General features: G+C 67.1%; 13 protein-coding genes. 9 read left to right on the top strand and 4 right to left on the bottom strand.

Features of this window, described 5'->3' with window-relative positions; translation table 11 throughout:
• Positions 1-122: 122 nt before the first annotated feature.
• On the top strand, positions 123-2,102 hold the full coding sequence (locus tag EV652_RS19800; protein WP_132210637.1) for an elongation factor G: 1,980 nt from the start codon (positions 123-125) through the stop codon (positions 2,100-2,102).
• Here the strand turns inward: EV652_RS19800 and EV652_RS19795 are convergent.
• The 3 genes from EV652_RS19795 to EV652_RS19785 form a co-directional block, all read right to left on the bottom strand.
• A complete protein-coding gene (locus EV652_RS19795) occupies positions 2,059-2,880 on the bottom strand; it encodes a putative protein N(5)-glutamine methyltransferase (protein ID WP_132210636.1) in 822 nt (273 codons plus the stop codon). The genes EV652_RS19800 and EV652_RS19795 overlap by 44 nt on opposite strands.
• 153 nt (positions 2,881-3,033) lie before the next feature.
• Positions 3,034-3,984: an SDR family NAD(P)-dependent oxidoreductase gene (locus tag EV652_RS19790; RefSeq protein ID WP_132210635.1), complete on the bottom strand. Its 951-nt coding sequence runs from the start codon at positions 3,982-3,984 to the stop codon at positions 3,034-3,036.
• 39 nt (positions 3,985-4,023) lie between these two features.
• Positions 4,024-4,914 carry a LysR family transcriptional regulator gene (locus EV652_RS19785; protein WP_199238278.1) on the bottom strand — a complete coding sequence of 297 codons (891 nt, stop codon included), beginning with the start codon at positions 4,912-4,914 and terminating at the stop codon, positions 4,024-4,026.
• A gap of 114 nt (positions 4,915-5,028) precedes the next feature.
• Here EV652_RS19785 and EV652_RS19780 point away from each other — a divergent pair, with 114 nt between their 5' ends.
• The 8 genes from EV652_RS19780 to EV652_RS19745 all read left to right on the top strand — a co-directional run bounded on the left by EV652_RS19780 (position 5,029) and on the right by EV652_RS19745 (position 12,036).
• Positions 5,029-6,054: a hydroxyacid dehydrogenase gene (locus EV652_RS19780; protein ID WP_132210633.1), complete on the top strand. Its 1,026-nt coding sequence runs from the start codon at positions 5,029-5,031 to the stop codon at positions 6,052-6,054.
• 22 nt (positions 6,055-6,076) lie between these two features.
• On the top strand, positions 6,077-7,219 hold the full coding sequence (locus tag EV652_RS19775) for a mandelate racemase/muconate lactonizing enzyme family protein (protein WP_132210632.1): 1,143 nt from the start codon (positions 6,077-6,079) through the stop codon (positions 7,217-7,219).
• A gap of 8 nt (positions 7,220-7,227) precedes the next feature.
• On the top strand, positions 7,228-8,538 hold the full coding sequence (locus EV652_RS19770) for an ABC transporter substrate-binding protein (RefSeq protein WP_132210631.1): 1,311 nt from the start codon (positions 7,228-7,230) through the stop codon (positions 8,536-8,538).
• Positions 8,539-8,633: 95 nt separating this feature from the next.
• A complete protein-coding gene (locus tag EV652_RS19765; protein ID WP_242001864.1) occupies positions 8,634-9,488 on the top strand; it encodes a carbohydrate ABC transporter permease in 855 nt (284 codons plus the stop codon).
• Positions 9,478-10,329 (top strand): carbohydrate ABC transporter permease, encoded by an 852-nt coding sequence (locus tag EV652_RS19760; protein ID WP_132210629.1) that lies wholly within the window; start codon positions 9,478-9,480, stop codon positions 10,327-10,329. The genes EV652_RS19765 and EV652_RS19760 overlap by 11 nt, the downstream gene beginning before the upstream one ends.
• A 3-nt stretch (positions 10,330-10,332) precedes the next feature.
• Positions 10,333-11,118, top strand: a complete 786-nt coding sequence (locus tag EV652_RS19755) for a sugar phosphate isomerase/epimerase family protein (protein WP_132210628.1) — start codon at positions 10,333-10,335, stop codon at positions 11,116-11,118.
• A gap of 32 nt (positions 11,119-11,150) precedes the next feature.
• Positions 11,151-11,606 carry a carboxymuconolactone decarboxylase family protein gene (locus EV652_RS19750; protein WP_132210627.1) on the top strand — a complete coding sequence of 152 codons (456 nt, stop codon included), beginning with the start codon at positions 11,151-11,153 and terminating at the stop codon, positions 11,604-11,606.
• Between the two features lie 79 nt (positions 11,607-11,685).
• Entirely contained in the window at positions 11,686-12,036 is a 351-nt protein-coding gene (locus EV652_RS19745; protein ID WP_132210626.1) for a YciI family protein, read from the top strand.
• Positions 12,037-12,146: 110 nt separating this feature from the next.
• Here EV652_RS19745 and EV652_RS19740 read toward each other — a convergent pair whose 3' ends face one another.
• Positions 12,147-12,449, bottom strand: coding sequence for a hypothetical protein (locus EV652_RS19740; protein WP_132210625.1), 303 nt, complete (start codon positions 12,447-12,449; stop codon positions 12,147-12,149).
• Positions 12,450-12,727: the final 278 nt, after the last annotated feature.

Raw genomic sequence — 12,727 nt, 5'->3', positions numbered from 1 at the left:
ACCGCGGCTGCTGTACTCGTGTCGTTCACAGCAGGTGCCGAGTCAAAGGAGTGCAGCGATGCGACCTCGCTTCATGTCAATCGCGGACCGTACTCACACCTGTTCAAGGGACATGAAGTTTTGTGAAATTGCTGAACCTAGGGATCCTGGCGCATGTCGACGCCGGTAAGACGAGCCTGACCGAGCGGCTGCTCTACGCCGCCGGGGTCATCGACGAGATCGGCAGTGTCGACGACGGCAGCACCCAGACCGATTCCCTCGCGCTGGAACGCCAGCGCGGTATCACCATCAAGTCCGCGGTCGTGTCGTTCGCGATCGGCGACGTCACGGTCAACCTGATCGACACCCCCGGCCACCCGGATTTCATCGCCGAGGTGGAGCGGGCGCTCAGCGTGCTCGACGGCGCCGTCCTGGTCATCTCGGCGGTCGAGGGCGTCCAGGCGCAGACCCGCGTGCTGATGCGGACGCTGCAGCGACTCCGGATTCCGACGCTGATCTTCGTCAACAAGGCCGACCGCGCCGGTGCGCAGTACGAGTCGGTGCTGAAGTCGATCGCGGACAAGCTCTCGGCCGCGATCGTGCCGATGGGTTCGGCGAGCGGTCTCGGCACACGCAATGCGGCCTTCACACCGTACGGGCCGAGTGATCCGTACGGCGACCTGCTCGAAGTCCTCGCCGAGCACGACGACCAGCTGCTCGCGACGTTCGTGGAGGACGAGAAGGCGCTCACGTACGACACACTGCGCTGCAAGCTCGCCGTACAGACGAAGCAGGCGCTCGTGCACCCGGTGTACCTCGGCTCCGCGATCACCGGCGCCGGCACGGAAGCCCTGACCGAGGGTATCCGGGACCTCCTCCCCCTCGCCTCAGGCTCTCCGACCGACCCGGTCGACGGCTCAGTCTTCAAGGTCGAGCGCGGCCCGGCCGGCGAGAAGGTCGCCTACGCAAGGATGTTCTCCGGTACGGCGCATGTCCGCGAACGGCTGCGATTCGGCCACAACGGCGAGGCGAAGCTGACCGCGCTCGAGGTCTTCGGCTCCCCGCCGACGGCCGAGGTACGAGCCGGTCAGATCGGCAAGCTGTGGGGTTTGGCCGACATCCAGATCGGCGACCGGATCACCTCGACCACGCACGAATCGGCCCCGGCAACCGGCGGATTCTTCGCGCCGCCGACGCTGGAGACGGTGATCTCGCCGGTCCAGCGGTCCGACAAGGGCAATCTGCAGGTCGCGCTCACCCAGTTGGCCGAGCAGGACCCGCTGATCAACCTGCGCCAGGACGACCTGCGCCAGGAGACGTACGTGTCCCTGTACGGCGAGGTGCAGAAGGAGGTCATCCAGACGACACTGGCGACCGAGTTCGGCATCGACGTCGAGTTCCGGGAGACCACCACGATCTGCATCGAGCGGATCGACGGTGTCGGGCAGGCGGTCGAGTTCAACAAGAAGGACCAGAACCCGTTCCTGGCCACGGTCGGGCTGCGGGTGGAGGCGGCGCCGGTGAACGCCGGGGTGACGTTCGAACTCGAGGTCGAGCTCGGGTCGATGCCGTACGCGTTCATCAAGGCGGTCGAGGAGACCGTCCGCGAGACGCTCGAGCAAGGCGTCCACGGCTGGCAGATCCCGGACGCACGCGTCGTGATGACGCACTCGGGCTACTCGGCACGGCAGAGTCACGCCCACGCCGTCTTCGACAAGAGCATGTCGAGCACGGCCGGCGACTTCCGCTTCCTCACGCCGCTCGTCCTGATCACCGCGCTCCAGCAGGCCGGTACGACGGTCCACGAGCCGATGCACCGCTTCCAATTGGAGATCCCGACCGACACGACCCGCGCCGTACTGGCCGCCCTCGCCCGGCTCCGCGCCATCCCGCAGGTGCCGGCCCTGGCCGCCGAAACCTCAACCCTGGAAGGAGAAATCCCGGCGGCCGCCGTCTACCAACTCGAACAGCAACTCCCCGCCCTCACTCGTGGTGAAGGCGTGCTGGAATCCGCGTTCGAGCGCTACCAGCCGGTGACCGGCCCGATCCCGGAGCGCCCGCGCACCGACCACGACCCGCTCAACCGACGGGAGTACCTGCTGCACGTTCAGCGCCGGGTCTGATGCCGTGGACAACGGTTGCGCCGAGTTCGTCGTCGGAGGTGATGTCGGCGGCGAGGCCGTGCTCGCGCAGCACGGCCCTCGCCAACGGCGCCTGGTGCTCACTCATTTCGACGAACAGGTGACCACCGGGGGCGAGCCAGTCAGGCGCAGCCGCGGCGACTCGACGCAAGGTAGCCAGGCCGTCGGGGCCGCCGTCGAGGGTGACATGCGGTTCGTAGAGACGAGCCTCCGGAGGCAACAACCGGATCTCGTTGGTCGGCACGTACGGCACGTTCGCCAGGAGTACGTCGATCCGGCCACACAGCTCGTCCGGCAAAGCAGCGAACAGGTCGCCCTGGTACACCGACCCCTGCCACGGCACCAGATTGCGCCGCGCACAAGCGACCGCGGCCAGTTCGATGTCGGCGGCGTACAGGCAGACTGACCGCTCGGCGGCGACCGCGGCGCCGAGCGCGCCGGAACCACAGCCCAGGTCGACGACCACAGCTCCTGGTCGGGTGACCCGCAAGGCCTCCTCGACCAGGAACTCGGTACGGCGACGTGGGATGAAGACACCAGGATCGACAGCGATCCGCACGCCGCGGAACGACGCCCAGCCGAGCACGTGCTCGAGTGGCAACCCGGCCACCCGCCGGTCGACCATCGCGGCCAGCTCAGAGTCGTCGCGGGCGGTCGAGGCGATCAGGGCGGCCTCGTCCTCGGCGAAGACGCATCCGGCCGCACGCAGCCGGCCCACGACGTGGGAGAGCTCAAAGGAAGGAACAGAAGAGACAGACACGGAAACCCTTCGACTACGAGGCTCCCGCGGTCAGCGGACGACGCCGACTACTCGAGGCGGGAGCAACCAACCTGCCCTATCGGTGATCGGTCCCACCTCCTCAGTCCGTTGTTGAGCCAACCTTACCCCCAAGCGTTCACCCCGGGTGACCAATTATCCGAAAGCGTTCACACCGGTGAGCTCGGCCGACACCGTCCACAGCCGGTCCGCGGACGCGGGGTCGATCGCGTACGGCCGGACGCCCGGGTTGTCGTCGGTGGAGACCTCCGCGATCTCGCAGTCCTCGCAGAACACCCCGCCGAGCCCGTCCAGTTGCGGCGAGGTCGCGGCCCACACCTGAGTGGCGGCGCCCTGCTCCGGGGTCTTGAACCCCGGGTTCAACGGGTTGCCGTCCTCGTCGATCCATCCGTAACCGACCATCTCATCGCGGGCCAGGTGGCGCTGCAGCGGTGTCAGGATGCCACCCGGGTGCAGTGCGAACGCACGCACACCCGAATCCTTGCCCAAGGCATCAAGCTGCACGGCGAACAGAACGTTGGCCGTCTTCGCCTGCCCGTACGCCTCCCATTTGTCGTACCCCAGCCTGAACTCGAGGTCGTCCCAGCGGATGTCCGAGCGCCGGTGCCCGGTCGACGACACCGACACCACCCGCGCGCCACCATCGGCGACCAGAGCCGGCCACAGCCGGTTCACCAGCGCGAAATGCCCCAGGTGATTCGTCGCGAACTGTGCCTCCCACCCCGGCCCGACCCGCGTCTCCGGGCAGGCCATGATCGCCGCGTTGTCGATCAGGATGTCGATTGACCGCCCCGAGGCGAGGAACCGATCGGCGAACGCTCGCACACTGTCCAGATCCCCGAGATCCAGCGCGTCGACGGACACCCCGTCGATCCCCGCCAACGCCTCCTCGGCCACCTGCGGGCGCCGCGCCGGGACGACGACCTGCGCACCGGCCTTCGCCAATGCCCGCGTGGTCTCCAGCCCGAGTCCGGAGTACCCACCGGTGACGACCGCGAGCTTCCCGCTCAGGTCGAGCCCCCGCAGCACGTCATCCGCCGTACTGTCGTGCCCGAACGCCGACCCGATCTTGTGCTGTCCAGTCATGCCTCGGAGCCTACGAACTAGAGCGCGCTCTAGGTCAACTCACGTGTCGAGATGTGGGTTCTCCCGGAGCGACTCCACCAGGCGTTGCAGGGCAGGGTTGGGGCTGTCGGGGCTCCAGCAGGCGTGGAGCGTGACCGAATGGGCGTCGGCTGCGTCCAGTTCGCGGTAGCGGACACCTTCCACGCCCATCGCCATGATCGACCGCGGGATCAAGGCGCAGCCGAGGCCGGCTCGCACCAAGGCGAGCATCGTCGGCACCTGCGAGGCCAACTGGCTCACCGCGTAGCGATCCATCCCGATCATCGCCGCGCAGATGTCATGCAGGTACTGCGACCCTTCCGGGCTGTACCCGATGTAGTCGTCGGTGACGTCCACCAACGCGACCGGCCCTTCCCCGACCGCCAGCGGATGATCCGCCGGTACGGCGAGCACCAGGTCCTCGGAATGCACCAGCACGGACTCGAACCCGGCCGGGATCGGCGGCCGCACCAACCCGATGTCGATCTCCATGTTCGCCAGCGCCTCGAACTGATCCGGGCTGACCAGTTCGGTCAGTTCCGACGTGACCGCCGGCGTCCGCTTCCCGACCATGGTGAGGAAGTCGGCCAGGACGGCGTACGCCCCGATCGCGGTGAACGCGATCCGCAGCGTCCCGGTCTGCCCGTCCGCCGCGCGCCGCGTCGCCTCCGGAGCCACCTCGAGCAGGGCGAGCACCCGCCGGGCGTGCTCGAGGAAGACGTCGCCGGCGGCGGTCAGCCGTACTCCCCTGCCGGTCCGGTCGAACAGCCGCACCCCCAGCGTCCGCTCCAGTCCTTGGATCTGGCGAGTCAGCGGCGGCTGGGTGATGTTCAGCCGCTGCGCCGCCTTGCCGTAGTGCAACTCCTCGGCGACGGCGACGAAACCACGGAGTTGCTGGAGCGAGAGGTCCATAGGCGGCACCGTACCCATACCCCTGCGGTATCGGTCAATACGAAATCGGGCTTGGACCTGCATAACGGAAAGCGCCTACCTTCGAGGCAACGCCCTACCGAAGGAGCCCACAAGGTGCCCAGACTCGCTGCCCTGTTCACCCCCGAACGCGCCGACGACGTGGTCGACCTGCAGACCCGCCGACTGCTCGAGGACCGCTTCGAGGTGGTCTGGGCTGGGGCCGAGCACGCCGCCGGCCCGGGGTCGCCCGGCAAACCGCCGGCGCTCGACCCGGCAGCGCTTCCCGGACTGGTCGCCGGCGCCGATGTCCTGCTGACCAGCTGGGGTACGCCGCACCTCCCGAAGTCACTGTGGTCCGACGGCAAGGGTCCCAACGTGGTCGCGCACGCGGCCGGATCGGTCAAGAACCTCATCGACCCGGTCGTCCTCGAGCAAGGCGTCGCCGTCTTCTCCGCCGGACCACGGATCGCCTGGTCGGTCGGCGAGTACTGCCTGGCCGCCATGCTCACCCTGGCCCGTCGTCTCCCCCGCTTCGACCAGGCGATCCGGCAGAGTGGCTGGAAGCAGACCACCTTCCGCGGTCACGAACTGGCCGGCGCCAAGGTCGGCATCATCGGCGCCAGCTCGACCGCCCGCGCGCTGATCACCCTGCTCAAGCCCTTCGGCTGCGACCTCGTCGTCTACGACCCGTACCTCACCGCCGAGCGCGCGGACCAACTCGGCGTCCGCACCACCACCCTCGAAGACGTGCTGCAGAGCACCTTCGTCAGCATCCACGTCCCGAACGTCCCCGAGACCAAGGGCATGATCACCCGCAAGCTGATCGAGCAGCTGCCCGACGACGCGATCGTGGTCAACTCGTCCCGCGGCCCGGCGATCGACCAGCAGGCCTTGCTCGAGCACGTCCTCGACGGACGCCTGTACGCCGCTCTCGACGTCTACGACCCCGAGCCGCCGACATTCGACGCCGCCGTCCTGGAAGCGCCGAACCTCCTGCTCAGCCCGCACATCGCCGGTGACACCGCCGAAGGTCACCTCGCGCTCGCCGGTTACGTGCTGACCGACGTACTGAAGTGGCTCGAGGACGGTACCCGCGGACCGAGCTTCGTCGATCCGGCCGCCTGGTCGATCGCAGCCTGAGCGGCCTGGGAGGACGAAACTCATGTCGCGGATCAGTCAGGTCGAGGTGTTCCCGGTCGCGGTCCCGTTCGCGCGCCGGTTCGTCCTCGGCAGCGGCGCGGTCGGCTCGCCCGGTGAACGACCGGACCAGGCCACCGCCGTCATCTTCGTGAAGCTGACCACCGAGGACGGTGTGGTGGGCTGGGGGGAGCAGCGGGCGCTGCCGACCTGGAGCTACGAGACCGCCGAAACGATGGCCGTGGTGATCAAACGGCACCTCGCGCCCATCCTGCTCGAACTCACCCCGTTCGACGTCGAGCTCTTCCACCAGCGCGCAGCTAAGCGCCTCAGCCCCGCGGTCTCGAACGGTTTCCCGTTCGCCCGCGCCGCCGTGGACGTCGCGATGCACGATGCGGCCGGCAAGCTGGCCGGCGTACCGGTGCACGCGTTGCTCGGCGGCAAGGTGTACGACGAGATCCCGCTCTGCTCCGCGATCGGGGTCGGCGATCCGGAGTCGGTTCGCGAACATGCGCTGCAGTCGTCGGACTATTCGGCGTACAAGGTCAAGATCGGTGGCGATCTGGACGCGGACACCGCGGCGATCGAGACCGTGGCCGAGGTGGCCGGCGACAAACCGCTGTGGCTGGACGCGAACCAGTCCTACCGGCCGAGCCTGCTGAAACAACTCAGAGACCGGACGGCGGGAATCCGCACGATCCACTGTGTCGAGCAGCCGGTGCCGAGCACCGACACCCTCGCGATGCAGCGGTTGCGCGGACTGATCGACCTGCCGATCGCGATCGACGAGGGCAGCTTCTCCGCCCAGGATCTGGCCCGCGTGATCCGGCTGGATGCCGCCGACCTGGTCGTCGTCAAAGTGTGCAAGTCCGGCGGCCTGCGCAACGCCCTGAAAACCGCCCAGACCGCTCAGGCCGGCGGTCTCGAGATCCTGGCCAGCGGCCTCACCGACTGCGGTGTCGCCTTCGCGGCCGCGCTGCACGTGTTCAGCCAGCTCGACCTCGCCCTGCCCGCCGAGCTGAACGGGCCGGAGTTGCTCTCCGACCTGTACGTCGAGGGGCTGACCATCACCAAGGCCGTCGCGACGGTCCCCACCGCCCCCGGGTTGGGCGTCCAGGTCGACGAGGAGCGGATTCGCGCCGAGTCGATCGCCCTTGACTACAGCTGAGGAGTGCCATGCATCAGAGGCTGTCCCGCCGCAGCTTCCTCGAACTCACCGGCCTGGCCGGACTGGGCGCGGCTGTCGCCGGCTGCTCGTCCGGACCACCGGCCGGCGCCGCCACCTGGGCGATGTGGTCGAGCAGTGCCGCGGAGAAGAAGGTCTGGGAGGACTTCAGCAAGTACGTCGAACAACAGCTGAAGGTGAAGTCCGTCCCGACCCTGACACCGTCCAACGGGTATCCGACCAAACTCGACCTGCAGCTTGTCAGTGGTACCGCCGGCCTGGTGACGGCGATCAACGGCACGCTGATCCCGACGTACGCCGCTCGTGGTGCGCATCGGCCGTTGGACGACCTGATCGAGGCTGATCCCGACTTCGATCTGGACGACTTCTACCAGCCGAGCCGCCGGATCTCGAGCTTCAACCAGAAGACGTACGCGATCGGCTTCGACGTCGCGCCGACGGTGATGTACTACAACAAGACCCTGCTGCAGAAGGCGGGGATCGACCTGCCGTCCCGGACCGAACCGATGTCGTGGGCAACGTTCCGCGATCTCGCGATCGAGCTGACCAAACCGCCGGACCAGTACGGCTTCACCTGCGCGCCGGCCATCGACGACCTGGTGTCGTGGATCTACTGTGCCGGCGGCAACGTGATGAACGACCAGGCGACCCGCAGCACCCTCGGCGACCCGGAGGCGATGGAGGCACTGCAGTTCGTCATCGACCTGTTCGTCAAGGACAAGGTGACGCCACCGATCAAGAACCTCGTCAGCGAGAGCTCATCGTCGAACTTCATGCAGGGCAACGTCGCCTTCATGCAGAACGGACCCTGGCAGGTGGTGAACATCCGCAAGGCCAAGTTCGACTGGGACGTCATCCCGTTCCCGGCCGGCGCGGTCGGGAGCACACCGCGGGTGTCGGGCTCCAGCTTCGCGATTCCATCGGGGGTGCGCGAAGGTGCCGATCTCGACCTGGCCTGGAAGCTGCTGAAGACGCTGACCAGCACCGGTGCGCTCGACATCTACGCCAAGGCCGGCCGCAACAACCCGGCCCGGCTCAGTGCGGGCAGCGCGTTCCAGCCGCCGCCGGACAACCTCGGGATCGTCCAGCAGATCCTGGCCGGCAAGATCGCCGGCGGTCACGCGTTCGACGTCACCACGAACTGGAACCAGGTCAAGCAACTGCTCGGCCAGGACCTGCCCAGGACGTTTCTCGGCCAGGTCACCGTCGCCGACGCGATCGCCGGGCTGACCCCGCGTCTCGACGTACTGATGCGGCAGCACCAGGACAACATCCGCCAAGCCACCGCCAGGAAGGGGTGATCTCGATGGCAGTCGATACAGTTCCCGCGCCGACCGCCACGGCACCGCCACGTCCCGCCTCGAAACCGACGCCGCGCTGGCGCAATCGTGAGTCGATGACCGCCTGGCTGTTCATCCTGCCCAGCCTGATCGGCTTCCTCGCCTTCACCGCCGGACCGGTCGTGGCGGCCGGTGTGATCTCGCTGCTCGACTGGAACCTGTTCAGCTCACCGACCTGGGCCGGGCTGAGCAACTTCGCCCGCCTGGGCCCTGACCCGACGTTCTGGTCGGCGCTGGGCAACACGGCGTACTTCACCTTCCTGAGCGTGCCGCTGACGATCCTGGTCAGCCTCCTGCTGGCGCTGCTGCTGAACCAGGGGCTGCACCGGATCGCGGTCTTCCGTTCGCTCCTGCTGTTGCCGTACGCAACGATCACGGTGGCGGTCGCGTTCGTCTGGATCTGGCTCTACATCCCGCACGACGGCCTGGTGAACGCCGTGCTCGGGGTGTTCGGGATCACCGGTCCGGCCTGGCTGATCTCGGACAACTGGGCGATGCCGGCGCTGGTCGTGATGAGCGTGTGGAAGAGCTTCGGGTTCGGCATGGTGGTGTTCCTGGCCGGGTTGCAGGCGATTCCGCAGCAGCTGTACGAAGCCGCCCGGGTGGACGGCAGTTCGGCGTGGCAGAGCTTCCGCAACGTGACGATGCCGATGCTGTCGCCGGCGCTCTTCTTCGTCATCGTGACCTCGATCATCGGGTCGTTCCAGGTGTTCGACCAGGCGCTCATCATGACCAACGGCGGGCCGGGTACGCGCACCACGACGCTCGTCATGTACATCTACCGGACCGGGTTCGAGAACTACGACCAGGGCTATGCGGCGGCGCAGTCGCTGGTGCTGTTCGCTTTCATCGTGGTGATCACCGCGGCCCAGTTCCTGATGCAGCGGAGGCTGGTGCACTATGACAACTGAAGCGCTCCCCCTGGTCGCCAACAAGGTTGCCGTCCGCAAGCTCATCGTCTTCGCGTGCTTCCTGGTCACCGCGGTCACCCTGATCCCGGTCGTCATGATGGTGCTGGTCGCGTTCCAGTCCGACGCCGAGTCGATGGCGGCGAAGCCGTCGTTCTGGCCGAGCAGCTGGCACCCGGAGAACCTCACCCGCGCGTTCGACCTGGTGCCGCTCGGGAAGTACCTGCTCAACACCGTGTACTTCGCGGGCGGCACGACCCTGCTGGAGACGGTCACGGCTGCGCTCGCGGCGTACGCGTTCGCCCGGCTGGACTTCCCCGGCCGGAGCTGGCTGTTCGGCCTCTACCTCGCCACCTTGATGATCCCGTCGCAGGTGACGCTGATCCCACAGTTCGTGCTGGTCGCGAAGCTGCACGGCATCGACACCTGGCCCGGCATGATCCTGCCGCACGCCTTCACGGCGATCGGGGTGTTCCTGCTCCGTCAGTTCTTCCTGGGCATCCCGCGCGACTACGAGGAAGCGGCCCGCCTCGACGGCGCCAACCGCTGGCAGGCATTCATCCGGATCATCGTTCCGCTGGCGGTGCCGGCGATCGCGACGCTCGCGGTGTTCAAGTTCATCGGTCAGTGGAACAACCTGCTCTGGCCACTCATCATCTCCAACAGCGACGCGACCCGTACGGCGTCCGTCGGGCTGCAGGTGTTCCAGGACACCAACGGCACCCAGTGGAACCTGTTGCTGATGGCAGCCACCGTCACCACCGTTCCGCTGATCATCATCTTCTTCCTCACCCAACGCTGGTTCGTCCGAGGCATCACCATGAGCGGTCTTGGAGGCCGCTGACACATGACCTATCTCTGGTCCGTCTTCACCAAACCTTGGTCCGGCCTGCCCGGTGACGAGCTCGGCCGACTGGTCGCCGGGCTCGGCTTCACCGGAGCCGAGATCCCGGTCCGCGACACCGCCTACGTCACTACGGCTACGGCCGAGGCCGAGCTGCCGAAGTTCACTGAGCAGTTACGGGCCGAAGGCATCGAACCGATCAGCATCGCGAGTGACCTGTCCGAGCGTGTCTTCGCTGCTTGTGCGCAGGCCGGCGTGCCGATGATCCGGATCATGGCCGAGCTCGGCCCGGACGGCTACGCGGCATCGGTACGGCGTACGCGTGGACTGCTCGAGGAGGCGGCCGTCCTTGCTGTGCAGTACGACGTACAGGTGGGGATCCAGCCGCATCACGGGCGGTTCGTGCCGTCGACGCTCGGCGTACTGCAACTGCTCGACGGACTGCCCGACCACTTCAAACTGGTGTGGGACGCGGCCCACGACGCACTCGCCGGTGACGATCCCGCAGTGACGCTCGAGCTCGGCGTCGACCGGCTCGGCATCGTCAACCTCAAGAACGCGAAGTACATCGAGACCGACAGCGGCTGGAAGACGTACTTCGTCCAAGGCGACGAAGGGATGTCCGACTGGTCGGCCGTGTTCGCCACGCTGCAACGACTCGGGTGGACCGGGCCGATCTGCCTGACCGGGCAGTACTCCGATCCCGCCGTACCGGTGGAGGAACGACTCGAGAAAGATCTGTTGACCGCTCGTGTCACATCTTCCGGCCAGGCTCCGTCAGGGGAGTGAAGACAACAACACAGACCTGATGGAGACCTCCCATGACTGCTCGGATGAAGAACCCCGCGATGCTGTTGCCGGACGCCACCAAGGGCGTGCAGAACATCTACAAGGCTGTCCACCAAGGCGGTGTGCCGGCCGCAACGCTCGAGCTCGTGCACTTGCGCGCCAGCCAGATCAACGGCTGCGGGCCGTGTGTGTTCGGCGGAGTGAAGGCGGCGCAGAAGAACGGTGAGAGCGACGAGCGACTGTTCCAGGTCGTCGCCTGGCGCGAGTGCGACCTGTTCACCGACGCGGAGCGGGCGGCACTCGCGCTGACCGAGGCCGCCACCCGGATCGCCGACCGGCCGGACGCGGTGACGGACGAGATCTGGGCGGAGGCGGCCGAGCACTTCGACGAGAACCAGCTCGCCGCGATCATCTTGATGATCGGCCTCACCAACCTGTTCAACCGGATCAACACCACCACGCGGGAGCCTGCCGGCGCGACCTGGTAGCTCGGTAGCGTGAGGAACGCCGATGTCGAGGACGGCATCGGCGTTCCGACGTACCAGGTAACCGGAACCGGAGGCAGTGATGAAGTACATGCTCTTGATCTACGGGAACACCGACACCTGGGACGCCCTCGGCGCGGAGGGGATGGATGCGGTCTACGAGGCGCATCGAACGCTTTTCGAGGAGATGAAGGCGAACGGCGAGTACGTCGCGTCCGACGGGCTGACCACCGCGAACGCACGAGTGGTCCAGGTCAAGGACGGCGTACCTGCGGTGACCGACGGGCCGTTCACCGAGGCGAAAGAGGTGCTGGCCGGGTACTACCTGGTCGACTGCAGTCTGGAGCGGGCGGTCGAGCTGGCGGCCAAACTGCCGGAAGCGCGCTTCTCCCCGATCGAGGTGCGCGCTCTCACCGATCCGATGCCGGAATAGCGGTGTGGAACAGAGCTGGGGCTGCTCCAGGGACTTGCCGGCCTCAGCTGGGCGTTGACACCTGAGACCGGCGAGTCACTGACTCAGCCCATCAATGGGCCCCTACGCGTTCAACTAGGGTCGCTCGACGCGAGGATGACCCCACCTGAGGCGGGCTGATCACCCATGCCCCGGCCACCCTGGACGAACACCGTGGCGCCCTGCTCTGGCGCCGGAGCGCCCTCGCCGAGTCGCAGCGTGGTGGTCAGTCCGTTGCTCAACACCAGCACCGCCACGCGTCGCGGCCGCACCGACGGGATCGACGAGTTCACCTCGTGGATGCCGGTGCAGACCGCCGGTTGGATCGAAGCCCGCCCGAGTCCTGCCTTGCCGTGACTCCTCACATCACGGCACTGCTCGGCGAGCCTTGTCATCGCTGACACACTTCCCCCTTCTCTCGTTGTTTCCCCGAGTGGCGGATTCGCGCGACTGCCGTGACACGACCGTGACACGACGCAGTACGACGCAGCAGTCGCACACTCCCCCGTCCTTCCCGCACCCGGAAACGACGCGGAAGTGATCAGCAGAGCCTTGCTGAGAGTGACGGCGTTTTCAAGGGATCGTGACAGGAATCCCGCGTACCGGAACCGATGTCCAGCTTTTACAGTCCGCCGAAACTTCCGATGGTAAGCGCCCACTTAAAGCACTGGTC

It is taken from the genome of Kribbella steppae (assembly GCF_004342025.1).
GTDB classification, from domain to species: domain Bacteria; phylum Actinomycetota; class Actinomycetes; order Propionibacteriales; family Kribbellaceae; genus Kribbella; species Kribbella steppae.
Note: the sequence above shows the minus strand (reverse complement) of the source record. Positions and strands in the feature narration are given on the sequence as shown.